Genomic DNA, 17,639 nt, shown 5'->3' with positions numbered 1-17,639 from the left:
TTTGACGCTGCGGGATGCACTCAGTCGCAGGCCAGGCTTGCCCGCAGCCTCGGTGTGACGAAGTCGAGAAAGGTGCGCAGGCGCGGGGACATAGAGGGCCCGCCGGTATGAACGGCGAACACCTCTTCGAACTGCCGTGGAGCGGCCCCTTCGAGCACGCGTACCAATCTCCCGGCCTTGATGTCCTCAGCGGCATGGAACTGACCGATCCGCGCGAGGCCGACGCCGTGTACCGCCATGCGGCGCACGCCTTCACCACTATTCGCGAGGAAATTGCCGCTGACAGCTCGGTCGATGGCCCTGCCATTCTCCTCGAGCGGCCAACTCGCGACCGACCGGCGGAAGTTGAAGCCCAGACAATTATGCGCGTCTAATTCCGCTATGGTACGCGGGACTCCATGTCGAGCGAGGTAGTCCGGGGAGCCAACGATAATGCGGGGGGAGCGCCCAAGTTTGGTCGCCACGAGGTTGGATACGGAGAGGGTGCCGACCCGGAACGCCAGATCGGTGCGCTCAAGGTAGAGATCGACGACCTCGTCCGACAGCGAGAGGTCGATCGTGACCTTGGGGTGCTGTGCCCAGAATTCCGGGAGCAACGGTTCAAGCTCGTAGATGCCGTATCCGACGGAGGCGCTGATGCGGATTGTGCCGGAAATCTCGGCTCCGCCGCTGGCAATGACGTTGTCGAGGTCGTCCATCTCTTGCAGAATCTCGAAGCACCGGTCATGATAGAGCTGGCCGGCGTCCGTGAGGGAAAGTCGCCGCGTTGAGCGCTCGATCAGCCGCACGCCGAGCCGTGTCTCGATCCGCCCCACCATCTTCCCCACTGCTGATGCCGTCATGTGTAAGCGGCGGCCAGCTTCCGAGAAGCTGCCTGTTTCGACGATGCGGGTGAAAACCCGCATCTCGCTCGCCCGATTATCCACGCTCGCTCCATCATTCGGGAATTGAGTTCCGAACTCTTGATCGTTGCGGCGCGGTTATCAAGCGAGAAGGGACGACGCATCTGATGGAGCGACCCCAGTGTGGTCAGCCGGAAGGCGTTTCGGCGGGGCCGGCAGCTGGTGTATCAGATCCTGAGGAATGAATATGGCACTCAAAGACATTCTCCCCGGCAAACTCGGCTTCGGCGCCGCGCCGCTCGGCAACATGTTTCGCGACATCCCCGAGGACGAAGCGCTGGCGACGGTTCAGGCTGCGTGGAACGACGGCATCCGCTATTTCGACAACGCGCCGTTCTACGGGGCAGGGCTTGCGGAGTTGCGCATGGGTGAGGCGCTGGCCGGCAAGCCGCGCGACGAATATGTGATCAGCAGCAAGGTCGGTCGTGTCATCCTTGACGAGCTCGAAGACGTCAGCGCGCGCGAGCAGGGCGAGAAGGCCGGTGTGTTCGCCCATGGCCGCGCCAATCGGATCGTCAACGACTACAGCTATGACGCGACGCTGCGCTCGATCGAGGGAAGCCTCGAGCGGCTTCGCACTGATCATATCGAGATCGCGTTCGTCCATGACCTCGCCCAAGATTTCTGGGGCGACGAGTGGCTGGCGAAATTCGAAGAGGCTCGCACCGGTGCATTCCGGGCGCTGGACCGACTGCGCGACGAGGGCACGATCAAGGCCTGGGGCCTTGGCGTGAACAAGGTCGAGCCGATTGAACTGGTCCTGGGCCTAGACGAACCGCGCCCGGACGCTTTCCTTTTGGCGGGCCGCTACACGCTGCTCGATCACAGCAGCGCGCTTCAGCGCGTGATGCCGATGGCAGCCGCGAGCGGTGCCGGCATCGTGGTGGGCGGTCCGTATAGTTCAGGTGCGCTCGTCGGCGGGCCGAACTTCGAATATGCGCCGGCGACGCCGGAGATTCTCGACAAGGTCGCACGGATCAAAGCCATCGCCGATCGTCACGGTGTGAGCATGAAGGCGGCCGGCCTGCAGTTCTCGCTTGCCAACCCGTCAGTGGCGGCGGTGATCCCTGGCGCTAGCCGGCCGGGGCGTATCGTGGAGGATCGCGCGGCCTTGGAAGAGAGCGTTCCGACCAACTTCTGGAGCGAACTGCGGGCAGCGGGTCTCGTGGATCCGGCGGCGCCGCTGCCTGCCGGGAACTGAACAATCGACTGCCCGCGCCCGTGTGCGGGCAGTCGTCAAAACTAGCGCGCCAATCCGACGCGTTCCCCATCGATGCCAAACTCTTGCGGAGATCCCGCAATAATTGCGGAGAAAGATTTCGCATTGGCGCCGAAATTTAGGGAAAGTCTCCTGCCTTTGCAGAGACGGAGCCCGCGAATGTGGATGGGATCGATCGATCGGACATCGTACCTCTCTGCGTTAGAGGAACTGCCGGTGATAGAGCGAGCGACCTTCATTTTGGCAAGCACGGATGGCCTATCCTATCGGGAAATCGGCTTTCGGCTCGGCATGGATTCATCGTCGGTCGAGACGCATTTTGCAGCCGCGCTCTCGAGCATGTGCATTCGTCTCGTCGATAAATAAACCTCGACGGTGACGTGCTGCGTCAGTCCGCTTTCGCGGTAACCTCCTCTGAAAGCGCGGCGATGCGGGCTCTGCAAATGTTATCCACGAGCCGCCCGAGCTCCTCGACTTGCTGACCCAGCCAGGTCAGCTCTTCTGCCGTGATCCGGTAGTGCTTTGAAAAGCGAGCTTTCACGTAGGCGTCTTTGAGCTTCTCGAAGCGGGCGCGGTCGGAGCGGGTATCCATCGGCCAAGCCGTCCTGAGCCTTCCATCCAAGCGTTCCGCTTGGGTACGAAGGAAAGCGAGATTATGGACGTGAGGCGTGTAGAAGCTGACCGTCAGAAGAACGCAGTGGTAGAGACGTTCTGCGGCTTGATGAAGCTGAAAGGCAGCATTCTTCAATCGCCCTTTTTCTAGATTGAAAGCATAATTCTCGAAAAACTCACCTGCACTCGGAAACCATTCGTCATAGTATTCTTGCGCCAAGGATAGCGCTTGCACAGGAGTCTTTGGCTTGGGCTGAAGTAGCTCGCTGTCGTCGGTTTGATACAGCGCAATGCCGTCGCGCGCGACATCGATAAAGAAGTATCGTCCGTGAGCGAGGCCGTCATTCACCTCTTGTAGCGAATGAACGATAAAATTCACTGGCGTACGAAGGGCGTGCGTAATCGACAACTCTTGAATGAGCCGCGCTTCCGCGCGCGCCCAGTATGCGACGCGATCGGTGAGTTCCTTCTGATTTACGATCACCAGCAGGTCGAAGTCCGATTGGTACCCCTTCGAGGTATGTGGTTCATCGACCCAGCCGCCCCGGGCGTAGGACCCGTAGAGGATCACCTTGAGGATGCGGCCCAGCTTCTTCTCGCCGGTAGGGTTGCCCTTGGCGTCGTTGAACTCCTCGAACAGGATCTGGACGACACGCTCGAGCTCGCGCCGCTTGTTAGCTGGGAGGTGGTCGAGATCGGTCTTCATGCTGTTTTCGGTCAATCAGGTGAGGGGGAAGCGCTCGGGATCATCTTCCCATGGGTTGAATATGGCTGCACCGCTATGCTGCGTGTCCTTCACGTTCCGCGTGACAAGGAACAGGTCGTGCTCGATGGAGGTCGCAGCCAGCATCGTGTCGATGACTGGCGGTGCTTGTCGCGTCTGCCGTTTCACGTCGCCCGAGATTGCGCCCCATCGATATATGATCGCATCGTCGACTGAGAGGATGCGATCGCTGAATCGGTCGATGAGAGCGTCTCTGACCGCCATGTAGCGAGAGCGATCGGGATGGTCCGGCTCCAGATTGTGGATGCCCTTTTCATATTCCGCCAGCGTGAGAACGCTCAGATACATGCGGTACTCCGGCTGATTAGCCGCCCACGCCTTGACGCTCGGAGCGCCGTTCGGGCTCGCAAGCGCGGAAATGACGTGGGTATCGAGCAGCCATCCATTCACAAGGCAACGTTCCGGCCACGGTCGATTTCGCGTTCGATCGGCAGACCGTCGAGGCCGAGACCCTCTAGAAAGGAAACCAAACCCGGCCGCTCCTGTGCTTCTGGGAGGAGCCTATTCAACTCGGCTACGCTCATGACCACGACTGCTTCGCGCCCTCGCACCGTTACCCGCTGCGGTCCTTCGCTCTCGGCCAGGCGCACGAGTTCGCTGAAGCGCGCCTTTGCGTCTTCAAGCTTCCATGTGCCTCCGTGGGAGGCCGTTTCACGGCCGCCTTTGCGCACAGCAATCGCCATGTTGGCCTCCACCTGACTAGCTGGTCAGCTATAGTGCGAACGGCGCGTGTGAGCAAGTCGCTTGCTGTCGCGCCGCATCAAGCTCCGCAAACTTTGCGGGAAAAAAGACTTCGATCTCGTAGTTTGGTTCTGTTATGGTACGAACCGAGAACGGTCATGCAAAAACTTAGAACCAATGAGCCTGTCGAAACGCCGGATGCATCACCGGCTCCTAAGCTCGTCGATTTCCTATGGCGACCTCTGATAGCGAAAGTCTGGTGGGCATCGATTCCGGCTTACTGGCTAGCGATGGGCGATCCCACGCGGCCGACCTTTCTAGATCCGTTTGCCGAGAGCGGATACTCGATGATCTTAAACCTCGTGTTTCTCCCGATGACGGCGTTGGTCGTGCTCGGTGGGCGGTGGTTCGCTCATCTCCAGCGCGGCGTGGATTATAGTTCTGGCGAGCACATTCGGCGGTGCGAGGGCGGGCCGAATTGGAGTGTTGACCAATTTGACCCTCGCTCGGGACCTATGTGGATTGGGAGCCGTGCGATGGATGAAGCGGTCAAACGAAGTAAGAAGCGCTAATCCTTGCGGTTCCTGAAGGTCGGATCGCCATCGTCCGAACTCTGATCTCGATCAGAGCGGAATCTACCAGTCGAAAGCACGGACTTCTGTTCGATTGAAGTAATTGGAGCTGCCCAATCCCAGGTCGATCGACCAGATGCGGATTCAGCCAGATATTTGTTTCGCAGACCGTCGGGCCCAAGAATTCGCCGAGATAGTTCTTCTCCAAACGCTCGTTCAGGTGCGTTCGACCTCCCCGCGGCTCGCTCTGCTTCGGCGATAGCAGTTCGGACATCGTAGTTCACAATATCCATCGACCCAGAAGCGACCGATCGTGTGCTGCCGGTTTCGTTGCTGTCGACACTAGCTTGTGCCTCTCCTTGGGTCGAAGCCTTGATACCCGAAGCTGCCCCCTTGCCGTCGGATCCGGATGCACCACCGCCAGCACTTAAAGTGCCTCCGATATGCCACGACGTGCCCATCGTGGTTTGCTTGTCTGCGCTGCGGTCCAGGGAACGCGTCCAACCGGTCTGCGCCATGACTGCCTGAACGTCGCGCTGAAGCGTATCAGCCACTTGGGGCTTCAGGCGCCATTGACCCTTGCGATCCATTTCGAATCCACCGCGCAGCCAGTTGCTGAGCTCGACCTGGCCTTCCTTCCCCCCTCCGAGGAAATGCTCGATGGTATCCGGCCCGGCCTGCTTGCCAGCCTCGAACCGGGTGCTGGTGTCGGAGCGCGCCGTGCGGCTGAAATCGGTGCTGCTGGAGACGAGCAGGTCATTGTCTGCAAGGCTGAACCTCGCCCGCCCGCCGTTGGCGATCGCGCCCAGCTGGCTCTGGTTGATGAGGCCCGCGCGCCACATGCCGGCGGCAGCATCAGGCGTGAGATTGAGGCTGAAATCGCCATTCTGGTCCATGGCGATCTGGCGTTTGCTCATCTTGATGCCGCGGTCGGCGAGCAGTCCCTGAATCCGAGTTAGCCGCTCCTTATCGACGATGCTGGTGAGCCGGTCGTTGCGCGCGCGATCGGCCGCGCCGGTAGCGCCACCTTCCTCCATGTCGATCTGGTTGCCCGATGTGCGAGTGAGCGCCTGGATGAAGCTGTCGAGCCGCGCCGCCTCCCGCGTCGAGACGCCGGCGGCGGCGGCGCCCTCTGCGAATCCGAAATCGTCGGACTGTTTGCGCTGCTCGCCGATCCGTGCCGCAGAACGTGTGCCGTCGAGCCCAACCTCCTTTTGAGCGTCGAGCTTGCCGGAACGTTCGGCGAAATCATAACCGGCGGCGTCGCGGGTGCGGCCATAAACGCTCGTGCCTTCACGGCCGGCCTCGGCCGTCGCACCGTCGGCGGTCCCGACCGAAACAGCGGCGTTGTACCGCTCAAGAGCGTGCTCGACCTGGGCTTCCGATCGACCGGTCGACTTGGCGAGCTGGGAAATCGCCGTGCTGCGTGCCTCGCCCGAGAGCGCACTGATGAAGGAGATCCGGCGCGACGTCTCGGCGAGAGGCAGGCCGAGCATTTCGGAGGCATCCCGCTGGCCGGTGTTCGATCCGGTGCGCCACGCTTGCTCGGCAGCGACGTTCGACCGCTCTATTTCTGCCACGTTGCCGCCCGAAAAATCGCGCCGGCCCGCCATTGCACCCGCCTGGACCTGCGCGCTGGTGAGATCGTTGGTGAGCATCTGCTCCTGATCGTAAGCGTTTGCGATGAGCTTCGCGAAGGTCGGGTCCGACTGGGCGTCGGCGATCACGCCCGACGCTTTCAAGCTCGCGTCCTCGGGTGAATAGCCTGCGCGCTCAAAATTGCGGGTCGCAGCCTGCATCATCATCCCGTAGGCGCGCTGATCGCCGAAGGCCTTCCACTGGACGAGGTTTTGGGTGAACGCGGCGAAGCTGCGCTCACCGGCCTCTCCATCGCCGAAATAGGTGTTGCCGAGCGCCCGCAGCGCGTCTTTTTCGGCAAATTGCTGGATCGCCGTGGTTGTCGCATTGGCCCTGACCGCTCGTGAAACGTCCGGGTCCGAGATGTCCTTGCCAGCAAGCGCTGGTGCAAGGCTGCCCAGCTGTCGCGAACCCTCGATTCCGCCGAGGGCGAAGGGTGTACTGCCTGCTGCGCCTGGGCTGTCGCCGAGGATGCGGTTGGCCTCGCCAAAAGCGCGGTTGGCGCCGAAGGTCGAGCGCTCGCCGAAGTCGCCGAAGCTCGACGTTGCCGCCGCCCGGGTCCGGGTGCCGAACGCGGAAGCTTGCGCCTCCAACGCGGACGCCTGTCCCTCGGGGGTCGCCATCGGTGCCGCCGCCGACGACGCCTGACCAGCGACGCTGAGCGACCCGGAGGTGAAGGAGGTGAAGACATTACCGCTGAAGCGGAAGACCGTGAACACGAAGGCGCCCGCAAGGCCGGCGGCAGCGGTACGAAACGACCCGAACACCGCCAGCGCCTTCATTGCAGCGGACGGCGCCAGCAGCCAGGCGTTCGCAGCGAGCGCGTTGGAGCGCATCTCCTCGAGCGTCGCCATCGCGCGACCGAGGGTCAGTTGGTAGATGCCGGCGTCAATCACGCCCCACAGGGCGACAAAAACGAACAGGCCGAACGCGAAGCTCGCGACACGCATGTTGATCGGCGTGAGGATGAACAGCAGCGCGATTGGGACCATGAAGAGCATGATCCCGAACACCGTCGCCCGGATAGTCGGCATCCATTCGTTCGCGACCGACATGGACGCGAGACCACTCGACATCACCGCACGGTTCGCCATCACTCGCGCAGCGCTGGCAGGCGAGTCCTCGAACAGCACGTCGCCCACGGCGTTCCCCAAAAGGATGTGCGTCATCAACGCCTGAGCGGTGAGGGGGCGCTTTAGCATCATGTCGCCCATGTCGCCGAGCTGTGATCGGCAGCGCGTCAGTTGCTGCGCATTGTCCACGTCGAAGCCGGTCCTCGCGCAGATCTGCCGGGTATAGGCGTCAAAGAGATTGGGGTCGGAAAGCCGGTCCGAGATATAAGCCCAGGCGTCCGAGCAGCTCATCGTCGTGCCGCCCTTGTCGGCATCGGTATAGACCGTCGAGAAGGTCGAGGGACCGGCCATGGCAGCGAAGGCTGCGGGCAGATCGGTCGTGCTGCGGAACAGCTTGTCGTCATCGACGCCGTATGCGGCCGAGACGCGCGCGACCGGATAGCATTGGCGGACATAGTCCTTGATCGTCGCATCAAGGAAGGTGTCGGTCATCGGTCCGCGCGGGGAGACCGCGTTCAGGAACAGGTCGAAGCTGTGCCCGCCCGCGCCGAATTCGATCTTGGCATTGGGGTCGAGCGTGTTGTCGTCGATTGTCTCGACGAGCGCGCGTTCGATCATGTTGGTGGCGCCCGCCACCAGCACCAGCAGATTGGGTACGCCGCCGACCGGCTGATAGGCATTGCGGACGCGGTCATAGACATGGACCGTGCCGGTCGTCGCGATCAGACCGACGAACAGGCCTATGCCGATCAGCATCTGGAAGCCGAAGGCTACCAGGCCCATGCCGGTACCCCGCACGCTGGCGATGATCGCACCGAGCCCGATGCCGACGGTCGCGACGATCAGCACCAGCGTCTCGTATCGCGGATCGGCGAAGATCATCGACACGAGCCGGAAAGCGTCCACGGTTTCGGCGAAGCCGTCATAGGTGTGGAAGCTGGCCTCCACCGCCCAGGCCGGGGAGGTGGCGAAGGCGAGGATCGCACCGGTGAGGAGCTTGGTCAGGCGGCGCATGGCGATCCTTGCGCTCACTGGTTACGCGCCGCGGCAGCGCCGGCGGCATCCCTGGCGTCACGGTCGCGCGCCCGGATCAGACCCGAATAGCTCGCGGACAGATTGGCCGCCGACAACGCCGCCATATAGCTCTGGCGCATCTGCGCGCGCTGCCGGAGCACCTCATCGCGCAGGTCGCGGAGTTGCTCGATCCCCTTGGAGAGGATCTTGGTCTGGCAGACGTTGGTATTGTTGACGTCGGCGGCGCCTGCGGTGGTGGTGCCGCGCTCCGCGTTGGTCACCGTATAATCGATGGTGCGCGTGAGATCGTTGAGCATCTGGTAGGCAAGGGTGAGCGCCACCAGCTCGTCGGTATCGGCGATCACCGAGTCGACCACGCCCTGGCGGACGCCCCATTCCAGCATGCGATAGACGGGGAGGGTGCGCACGTTCGCCACGAACTGCTTCTCCTCGGGGCTCAGCGCCGCGCGGGTTCGGATCTTGGTCGCGATCGATTCCATCCGGTCGCGGGCGAGGATGAGGGCGCCTTTGCCGGTACCATCCTGCGCGCAGTCGGTCGCGGTCGGTGGGATGCTGAGCGACCGCTTCTGGACGCGCCCGGTCAGGAAATCCTGTGCGCTCTCGGTGTCCTGCCCAGGGCATTGCGGGATCGCCGTGAACAACGGCACCTTGTCGGTCGGATCCCAGCGCATGTAGACGTCGCCCACCCGGGCGCGCATCACGGCCGCCCAGTCGCCGGCACCGACGCGTGATGCGGCATGGGAGAGCAGCGAGCCGGATCGGAAGATCTCGGTCACCTCGGCCGGGCAGTTCGCGAGTGAGTCCTTCAGGTCTTCGGTCGGGTTGTTGTTGTTCGCCTCAATCTTCTCGCGGCTCTGCTGATAGCTTTTTTGGCGAAGCCCTGCTTGACCGAGCGGTAGCCGGTCATCTCCTCGATGATGCCGCTCATATTGTCGTCGCCCTTGGCGATCTGGACCATACGGTTCGCGAGACGGCAGTCGTTGACCTGAATCGAATTCAGAAAGTTGGTCGCCGCCTCCATCTTCGAGATGATGTTCCCCATCTTCTCGTCAAGCGTTTCGAGCAGATACTGGAACGCGACCGCAGGGGCGGCCTGCAGGATGCTTTCAAGCTTCTGGACCAGATAGTCGGGATCGAGGAACGACATGCCGCCAAGGAACATGTCGATGCCACCGCAGCCCGCCTTCACCTTGGGCAAGCTCACCGACATCAGATAGTCGTTATGGACGTCGACCCGCCCCGACATCCCGCCTGCGGTCAGATAGCCGCGCGTCTGATCCTCGAAGCTGCCAGGCGACGTATAAGTGACATTGTCGAACCAGCTCTCCGCCCAGCTCTGGGCGGAGGCCGGCGCTGCCGTCAACAGCGAGGCGAAGAGGGCGGCCGCGAGCAACCCGGCGACGCGGGCGAGGAAGCAGAGCATGACGGACTCCAATGGGAATAGAAGGGGAGGGACGGCGCCGAGCCCGCCATGCTCAGCGCCGCTCCCTGGTTGCGGTGGGCATCTCGACGATGCCGGTGAATTTCGACATGGCGCGCACGCCGACGGCCGGCCGTACGCCGGTCAGCATCTTGGCCGCGAGGTAGAGGTTGCGCGCGAGGTTGGGGCCGTGGTCGGTGCCGATCGCCACCGGCACCACACGGTTCTCGTCGGCGATCGGGCGCACCCAGGCGACGGGATGGCCGACCCAGGGCAAGCCCAGCCTGCCCGAGCGTATCATCGCCTCGTTGGGATTGATCGTCTGGACCCTCCAGCCGTAGCGCCGGGCGAGCGTTGTCAGCTTTGTCCATAGGTCGCCGCAGGGGATGCAGCGCGCTGCGGTCGACATCTCGATGACGAAGGCCGGCCCCTGGCCGGTGAGGGTGGCGGCGAAATCATCGGGAAACTCGCGCGTGACGGGTACGCGAGAGAGCCAGGCCTGCATCGTCGCCTGATCGGGCACGGGGTGGATTGCCGCCCGCATTGCCTGTTCGCGCGTGATGGTCTGCGCGGTCGCGCAGGTCCCCGTCGCGATCACGAGGCCGGGGATGCCGAGCAGAAAGACGAAGCGAGTCATGGCCGGCGCTCCGCATTGGCGACGACGAGATCGCCGCCGAGCACTTGCGGATCGGTCGCGGAGACCGGACCGTTGCCGAGCGCGTCGAAGAAGCCGGCATCCTCACCGGGGCCGGTCATGAACTGCTCGGGTCGAATATCGCCGCGCAGCAGCCGGACTGCCTGATAGGCCATCTGCGAGAGGTTCGGATACGCCTCTACGCCTGAGGCGATGACCATACGCTGCTGGCTCGCGCGCCGGATCACCATTGTCGTGGGCGTGATCTCGACGCCGAAGCGCTGGGCGACGTCGGGGCGGCGATCGAGGTCGACCAGCGTCACCTGCCAGCCCATCTCCTCCTGGAAGCGTTGGATGATGGGCCACTGGACGCGGCAATATCCGCAGGTCGCCCGACCAAACATCACGAGTGCAAACTCGCCCGCCTGGGATCGCAGGTAGGAGCGCCGGATGGCGTCCTTCTCGGCGGTCATCTCGGAACGGGCATCACCGACCATCGGATTGGCCGACTTCGAGTTCAGCTCCGGGTGCTGGAGCATGGCGATCTGGGTGACGCCTGCGAAGGCGCGTGCCTTGCGTCGTGCGAAGTCCTGCAGTCGCCAGAAATCGGCGACCGCATCGACGGTCAGAACGGTTGCCGCATAATCGCGCTGCTGTTCTATCAGCTTGCGGATTTTGGGTGGTGTCCAGGTTGCGAGTTCCGCCATCGGCGGGATCGCAGGCTTCTCCAGCGCGTCGGCATCGTCCTGCTTGCTCGCCGGGGGAGGCGGCGACTGATACCACCAATAGCCGTGCTTGTCGGCGCCACTGCGATCGGGCGCGGACTGGGCCGTTGCCGGCGCAGCGAACAGCGCGAGGGATATGAGGGCGCTGGGGCCAAAAGACCCGCCAGTCGCCATATGGGATCGCAATCGTTGTACCATGCGCGGACGGTGCTGTTCCGTTGCGGTCGCTTCAAGGCAGCGGGCACTTCAGTGCCGTTTGTGCAAAATTTCGTCTTTCAGGACGGCAGCGCGGACTCTGGAGCCGGCTTTTCGACTAAATGCATGGTAGATGAGGCAAAAGTCTCGACTTACTAAAAATCGCCAGACTGGAGGAATCATCTATAGATTGATTTGAAATGTGCTATGATCGGGTCGCACGGGGTTGGGGGATCTCGATGAAGCGATATCTTGCGGTAATCGGCATGGTGAGTGTGCTGAGCGGATGCGCTTTCCCTAATCGCGTTCATCGGATGGCCGTCGAATATAATACTGCTGTCGCGACCATGGCCGACGAACTGGTGCTTCTGAACATCGCGCGAGCCAAGGTCGGCATGCCGCTGCACTATACGGCGGCGAGTCGGCTTTCGGGGTCGATAACGGTTGGCGCGAGCGCGGGCTTCAATTCAGCGCTGAAAGACAAAACCAGCACGCATGAAGTGGACAATCAGACTGCTGCTGGCGCCCTGACGCAGACCATCAAAGACACGGCGGTGACTGGCGGCGACACGTTCACGCCTTCGGTGGGAGGCACGCTCAGCACCGGTCCCAGCTTTGACGTGGCGGTCTTCGACACGCAGAAATTCTACCAGGGCATATTGAGCCCGATCCCAGCCGATACCGTCGCCAACTTTCTGGACCAAGGTCTTGATGGAGGTGTCGCGCTCCATTTGCTCGTCGTCAGGATCGAGTTCGCGTTGACCGAAAAGGTCGATGGCTACGGCGAAAAGGGAGATCTCGTGCAATACTACGAGGACGCAAACACGCCTCCCAAGCCGATGTCTTTCGACAATACCTTCCCGAATAGCGCAGCATTTGAGGAGCAGGTCAAATGCTACAAGCTGGCGACCGGCAAGAAGGACAAGGCTGCCGCAAAACTCGCACCGGTGTCTCGACTGTTGGGAAAGCCAGGGCAGCCGAACCCGTTGTCGATCAGCGACCTTGCGCTCTTGGACGGAGATAAGCTCGACGTCGAAGGCTCGATCACGGCGGACCCGGCAGACGATTCCAAGGCGTATCTCGTCCGGCCGGCCTCGTCCAAGGTCGCTGTGCGGTTCGAAGCTGACGACAGCTGCGTAAAGGGCCTCAAAGCTGCGGCGAAGGCTAACTCCGATCCTAACGCTCAGCCCAACGCAATTTACCTCGGCAACGGCGAAATGCTCGGTGCCGACAGCAAGGGGAACGACCTCGTCTTCAAAGTAGCACCTCGGGTGACATTCAGATCTACCGAGGGCGTGATCCGCTACGTCGGCCAGTACCTCAGGAGTTCGAAACCGGTGCCAGTGTCTGGAGCGCCGCTGTTCTCGCTAGGCGCTGTCAGTGACCGGGCTGTAGTCGCGACGTCGCTTCTGAGAACCCGATACGCGATTTCCCAGGACAACAATCTTGAGCGAAACATGGGGGTCGTCGCGCTCATCGAGCAGCTCATCAACCTCCAGAAGGAGGCTGCTGACAAGCCCGGCACCGTTCCCGTGCAAGTCTTGCCCTGATTCTCTTGGGAGGAAGGAATGGCTCGGAAGCCACGCATCAATGAGGCGGATCCTAATACGGTTCCGAACGCCCTAACTGCGGAAGATCTCGCCGACACTCAGATCAAGTGCCTCTATCGCGGTCGCATATATTATGGTGGTCAGGAAGTCTGCGTTCAGGGGAAAAGCTGGGTGTGCGAAGCGACCGGCTGGAGCAATACAGGCAATGATTGCGTGCCCTGAAGGGTGCTGTCAGGCCTGGATCACATCCGCCTAAAGAATGCGCTCCATCCTGGTGAGCCTGTCCAGCCGAACCAGCCCAAAATAGCGGCTATCGAACCCCTGCGGGTGATGTGAGCCGATATACATCTGGCCGGCCGGGATGACGCCGGTCCACATTTCGTGGGTGAGATGGCGCCCGTCCCGCGTGAAGGGCAGGGCCGTCCCGAGCAGCGTCCCATTGCAGAAGAATTGCGTGTCGCGGACCTTGGGGCCGGATAGCGAAGGCATCTCGCGCCAAGTGAGCCGGTCGCCGGGCATGCACAGCGCGTGCTTGGTGACATTGACGGGCTTGGGGCCGGCGATCGGGTGGAAGAGCGTGTACATGACATAGTCGCCGCGCGCGATCGGTCCGGGATCCTTGCGCACCGCCCAGGCCTCGATCGACGGGCTCATCACCAACGTGACCTGAGGCACGAACCACGCGGCGAGAAGGGCCGTCGGCAAGCTGACGCCGATCGCGATCCATACCCGGTGGGGCCGGGGCGGGGAGTCGACACTGCCCGCGCCGAGCGCGACGGCCAGCTCCGCCGGCAGGCGACGGAGCGCCCACCAAAGCGCACGCAGCGCGCTAACGAGCAGCCAGAAGAGCCTGAGCATCACGCACCTCGTCGCGGCCGCCGAGCCGCCCATATTCTTCCAGCAATGTCGCGATCGGCATCGAGGAGGACACGAACAGCAACGGCACGAAGCCCATGGCCCGTGTCGGCGCCGCGCCGCGCGCCAGCGCCTCGGTTTCGAGCGGCTCGAGCCCGAATGCCTGACGCAACCGCTTGGCCTGAGCCTCCCGCTCGGCCGCAAGGCTCGCCTCACCCGCTTTTGCGGCTGCGCGCGCCCGGGCCTCCATGTCAGGTCGTGGCGCCCGGTGCCGGAGGCCTTCAAAGGCCTGGCGCTTCGAAGCCTCATTGCCGTCGACCGGGATACGAGGATCGCGCGCTCTTTCTGCCTGGTCCTGCGTCTTCGTAACCGCGCGCTTCACGCGGGCAAGGGAGGCGTCGCCTTCGGCCTGCATTCGGCTTTTGGCCGTATCCTGCGCGAGCGCGGCGCTGCCGGCCAGCAGCAGGAATGCGAGCGCAGCGCTAGTTCTTGACGGCATTGAGATAAGCATCGACCCGGTCTTTCATGTCGACTTGGATGTCGGTCTGAGCGCGGCTCTCGATGTCCGCATAATATTCCGAGAGATCCATCTTGCTGAAATCGAGCGCCTGGAACTCCTCGGGCGTAAAGCCTCGGCACATCGGCTTCTTGGCCGTGCCCCACAGGTTGCCGTTGAACGCCGTGAGCTGGGGACGTCCCTGCTCCTGGATGATGCGACCGAGCTTGGTGTTGAAGCAGCAATGGCCGCGCGCCTTCTGCAGGCAGATGCCGAGAAAGCTCGACGTGCAATAGCTGCCGAGCTCGTGGCACATGCCCGAGGAGCGCAGCATCGCCGTCTCCATGTCCTGCTGGTCACAGCCGGAGAACAGGAACTCGATCATGAAATTGATCGCGAGGCTGATCGCGATCGAGGTCGGGTCGAGGCCGATGATGAGCGCATTGGCGCCGGCATTCGCCGCCTGGCCGGCGGTGGCGCCGGCGCGCAGCGCCGTGAAGGCAGCACTCATGCCTTGGAACACGCCTTTCACCACCGCGATCTTGGTGCCGAGCGACCCGATCGACGACCCCATGCCGTCCTTGACGATCTTGCCCTTGTCCTTGCAGCAATTGGCGAGAGTGGTGTTGAGGCCGGGCGGCCGGCAGCGCATCCCGCGACCGGAAAAGATCTCGATCGTACCGAGGCAGTTTCCGTCCGCATCGACCGACCCATCGGGCGAAGTGCCAGGATCCTCGATCGGCGGCTCGGTGATGATCGGCGTCGTTGCAAGGTTCGCACATTGGTTCGGCGAGCAGCTCGGCGGTCCGCCGGCGACCTTGGTCTGACACGCAAACTGGGTGCCGACCGGACAGCTATACTGGCCGGTCGCATCCGCGACGCAGGCCACCTCCTGCAGAGGGCAGAGATGCCCGCCATCCGTGGTCGCCGCGCAATAAGCGGTCTCGCCTTCATCGGCCGCATCGCCGTTATTGTTGAGATCGGCCGCGCACATATACTGGCCGGGATCGGGGAACGGGCCTGGACCCGGACCCGGATCGGGTTCGGGCTGGGGGTCGGTCGGCTCGATTGGCTCGATGGGTTCGAGCGGGATTCTGGCGGTCGCTTTCGGCGCCGTCGCGACCTGGGCCGCGGCCGGAAGCGCCACGCCGATCATCAACGTCGCAGCGAACGCGAGCTTCAGCGGCCGGGGTGCCAGGAGGCTCGTGCCCATCATTGTACGCTGCCCGTGCAGACGAGATCCGCGCCGGCGAGCCGCACGGTCTGCATCATCACGACCGCCTCGGGGAAATCGTCGAGACACCCACAGGCCGATACGATCTCCTCGCCGGGCCCGGCCGGACATTGGTTCGCGCTGTCGCAGGCGTGGTAGAAGGTGTCGTTACCGGTCGGGTTGTTCTGCTTGGCGCCCACCACGCCGCTCACCGCGGCCTCGGTGTTCCTCTTCGGCGCGCGCGTCTTGCAGATCGCCTCGCAGGCCGGGACCGAGCCGCGATCGGGCAGGGCGAAGGGACGGGTGCTGGTCGAGAAGCTGCCGTCGGCCTGACGGGCGCGATCCGCGAGGATCGTCTCGGTCGAATGGTCGATGATATAGGTCCCGCGACTGGTGTCGGGCTGGGGCATCGTGTCCACCTTGCACCGATAGGTGCGGCTCTTGAGGAAGAAGTCGCGGGTGAGTTCGACCGGGCAGGTCGACGAGCCCATGATCCGCGTCTGGGTTAGGGGCCTGAGGCCCGTCTGTGCGCCGCCGATCCAGGTCTGAACGCCATCGACGAGCTCGCTGTCGAGACGACATTGCGGATCGCCTTCCGCCGTGCCGCATTGATCGACCACCTGCTCGAACGCCTTGCAGCTATCGTCGATCTCGGCGTGGATCTGCGCGAACACCTCGCCATGATCACCAACCGCCACGCGCACCGCGATCTCGTGATCGCCGGGCGTGAGATAGGGCTTCAGGTCGAGATTGGGGAAGGCGTACCAGGTTTGCTTGCGTTCGCACGCCCCCGGTGGATACCCGTTCGATGTCCAGGAGGCCGGGTCCGAGAGCACGAGCTTGCCGTCGATGCGAACCTGAATCCAGTCGTCGAAGAAGATGTTGGTAAGCCGCGCGTCGACGATGCGCGAGGGATCGCCGACCCGCAGCACCATCTTGTAATCGAACAGGCTGCAGTTGCCGCCGACGAGCGTGTTGTCGCTGGGCGACCCCATCAGCCAGTCGACCGAATTGCCGTTCCGAACCGTCGAATAGCCGCCTGACACGCGCGACAGGACGTCATCCACACCGGCCTTGGTGACGACGACCTGCCGCTCAACCGTACATTGCCGGTACTGGAGCGCGGTCCCGGTGCCGATCGCCGAGCCCTTGAGCGCCTGGAAGACGGGGTTTGCCGTCGAGCTGGCATAAGCGTCCGCGGCGATCGCCGTCGGTTTGGCGCGGTACTGGGTCTGCGGGAGCGCGGGGTTGGAGGTGCAGGCTGTCGACTGCGCGCCGACATAGCGGATCGCCGGGCCGTCGACCACCGCCTGTACGACCCCGTAGCGCGGATCGGCGGTGGTGAGCGCACCAATCATTCCGCCGCCTAGATCGCGCAGCACCGAGGGCATGTTGCCCCAGGCGAGGTTCGAGCCGCAGCTGTTGTTGATGCAGTAGCAGCCGGCGAGCTTCGGCATGTCGGTCTGGACGAGTTTCAGGTTGCGCGCAGTGTCGACGTCCCACCGGAAATAGGCGCACTGATCCCAGGTGCCCGGCGTGCAAGACACGACGCCGTTGGCGCAGATCCCCGAAACAGGCACGGGCAGGTTCGATGTGCTGTCCACCGAGCCGTCGAGGTCGGTATCGCGCGACACGCGCACCGTCCCAAGGTCGCCGGTGCCCGAGGGCTGTACGAGCACCTCGAGCATGGTCGCGGTCTTCTGACACGCGATGTTGGGCGTGAAAGTCCTGCTGTTGTCGACGGTCCGCACTGGCTGGCCCGAGAGCCCCGGGCTCAGATAATTCTGCTGGATCGAGTCGCTGTCGCTCGTCTTGGCGCGGGACGCCTCAGCGGCGCTGCGTGCGCGCTCCTCCATCGTCTGGGCCTGGGCCGGCAGCGCTGCTGCGGTGAATGCCGTGGTGGCCAGCGCGGCTGCTACGATCGCTCGGCAGTGGGGCAAATGCCGGAACAATCGCGGGAGGGTCGCAGCCGCGCTGACCATGAGTGGAGCGACGCCGGAGCCGGGGGCAGGCCCCGACGCCGCTCCTGTCCCGC

The 17,639-nt window shown here is 63.3% G+C and carries 14 protein-coding genes and 1 pseudogene; 3 read left to right on the top strand and 12 right to left on the bottom strand.

Translation table 11 applies throughout. The annotated features are described in order from the left end of the window. Positions 1 to 20: 20 nt before the first annotated feature. Positions 21 to 905, bottom strand: a complete 885-nt coding sequence (locus PBT88_RS16580) for a LysR family transcriptional regulator (RefSeq protein ID WP_270076414.1) — start codon at positions 903 to 905, stop codon at positions 21 to 23. 184 nt (positions 906 to 1,089) lie between these two features. Here PBT88_RS16580 and PBT88_RS16575 point away from each other — a divergent pair, with 184 nt between their 5' ends. Together PBT88_RS16575 and PBT88_RS21245 are read left to right on the top strand one after the other, a co-directional pair. Further along, positions 1,090 to 2,103, top strand: coding sequence for an aldo/keto reductase (locus PBT88_RS16575; RefSeq protein WP_270076413.1), 1,014 nt, complete (start codon positions 1,090 to 1,092; stop codon positions 2,101 to 2,103). 72 nt (positions 2,104 to 2,175) lie between these two features. Beyond that, positions 2,176 to 2,487: a sigma factor-like helix-turn-helix DNA-binding protein gene (locus PBT88_RS21245; protein ID WP_407696471.1), complete on the top strand. Its 312-nt coding sequence runs from the start codon at positions 2,176 to 2,178 to the stop codon at positions 2,485 to 2,487. A gap of 22 nt (positions 2,488 to 2,509) precedes the next feature. Here the strand turns inward: PBT88_RS21245 and PBT88_RS16570 are convergent, their stop codons facing one another. The 7 genes and pseudogenes from PBT88_RS16570 to PBT88_RS16540 form a co-directional block, all read right to left on the bottom strand. Further along, a complete protein-coding gene (locus PBT88_RS16570; RefSeq protein ID WP_270076412.1) occupies positions 2,510 to 3,439 on the bottom strand; it encodes a HEPN domain-containing protein in 930 nt (309 codons plus the stop codon). Between the two features lie 15 nt (positions 3,440 to 3,454). Continuing rightward, complete coding sequence (locus PBT88_RS16565; protein ID WP_270076411.1) at positions 3,455 to 3,907, bottom strand: type II toxin-antitoxin system VapC family toxin; 453 nt, start codon at positions 3,905 to 3,907, stop codon at positions 3,455 to 3,457. Then, positions 3,904 to 4,200, bottom strand: a complete 297-nt coding sequence (locus tag PBT88_RS16560) for a type II toxin-antitoxin system prevent-host-death family antitoxin (protein WP_270076410.1) — start codon at positions 4,198 to 4,200, stop codon at positions 3,904 to 3,906. Before PBT88_RS16560 ends, PBT88_RS16565 begins: the two co-directional genes overlap by 4 nt. A 566-nt stretch (positions 4,201 to 4,766) precedes the next feature. Further along, positions 4,767 to 8,495, bottom strand: a complete 3,729-nt coding sequence (locus tag PBT88_RS16555) for a conjugal transfer protein TraG N-terminal domain-containing protein (RefSeq protein ID WP_270076409.1) — start codon at positions 8,493 to 8,495, stop codon at positions 4,767 to 4,769. A gap of 14 nt (positions 8,496 to 8,509) precedes the next feature. Continuing rightward, positions 8,510 to 9,939, bottom strand: a pseudogene (locus PBT88_RS16550) (conjugal transfer protein TraH). A 52-nt stretch (positions 9,940 to 9,991) separates the two neighbouring features. Continuing rightward, positions 9,992 to 10,573, bottom strand: a complete 582-nt coding sequence (locus PBT88_RS16545; RefSeq protein WP_270076408.1) for a hypothetical protein — start codon at positions 10,571 to 10,573, stop codon at positions 9,992 to 9,994. Continuing rightward, positions 10,570 to 11,469: a conjugal transfer protein TraF gene (locus PBT88_RS16540; protein ID WP_270076407.1), complete on the bottom strand. Its 900-nt coding sequence runs from the start codon at positions 11,467 to 11,469 to the stop codon at positions 10,570 to 10,572. Before PBT88_RS16540 ends, PBT88_RS16545 begins: the two co-directional genes overlap by 4 nt. 260 nt (positions 11,470 to 11,729) lie before the next feature. Here PBT88_RS16540 and PBT88_RS16535 point away from each other — a divergent pair, with 260 nt between their 5' ends. After that, positions 11,730 to 13,040 (top strand): hypothetical protein, encoded by a 1,311-nt coding sequence (locus tag PBT88_RS16535; protein WP_270076406.1) that lies wholly within the window; start codon positions 11,730 to 11,732, stop codon positions 13,038 to 13,040. Between the two features lie 252 nt (positions 13,041 to 13,292). Here the strand turns inward: PBT88_RS16535 and PBT88_RS16530 are convergent, their stop codons facing one another. The 4 genes from PBT88_RS16530 to PBT88_RS16515 are packed head-to-tail and all read right to left on the bottom strand — an operon-like array spanning position 13,293 to position 17,460. Next, entirely contained in the window at positions 13,293 to 13,898 is a 606-nt protein-coding gene (locus PBT88_RS16530; protein ID WP_270076405.1) for a S26 family signal peptidase, read from the bottom strand. Beyond that, positions 13,870 to 14,394, bottom strand: a complete 525-nt coding sequence (locus PBT88_RS16525; RefSeq protein ID WP_270076404.1) for a hypothetical protein — start codon at positions 14,392 to 14,394, stop codon at positions 13,870 to 13,872. The genes PBT88_RS16530 and PBT88_RS16525 overlap by 29 nt, the downstream gene beginning before the upstream one ends. Continuing rightward, positions 14,378 to 15,604, bottom strand: coding sequence for a conjugal transfer protein TraN (gene traN / locus PBT88_RS16520; protein WP_270076403.1), 1,227 nt, complete (start codon positions 15,602 to 15,604; stop codon positions 14,378 to 14,380). The genes PBT88_RS16525 and traN overlap by 17 nt, the downstream gene beginning before the upstream one ends. Next, entirely contained in the window at positions 15,604 to 17,460 is a 1,857-nt protein-coding gene (locus PBT88_RS16515; protein WP_270079295.1) for a hypothetical protein, read from the bottom strand. The genes traN and PBT88_RS16515 overlap by 1 nt, the downstream gene beginning before the upstream one ends. Between the last annotated feature and the right edge of the window lie 179 nt (positions 17,461 to 17,639).

Origin of the sequence: Sphingomonas abietis (genome assembly GCF_027625475.1) — a bacterium.
Classification (GTDB): Bacteria; Pseudomonadota; Alphaproteobacteria; order Sphingomonadales; family Sphingomonadaceae; genus Solisphingomonas; species Solisphingomonas abietis.
Note: the sequence above shows the minus strand (reverse complement) of the source record. Positions and strands in the feature narration are given on the sequence as shown.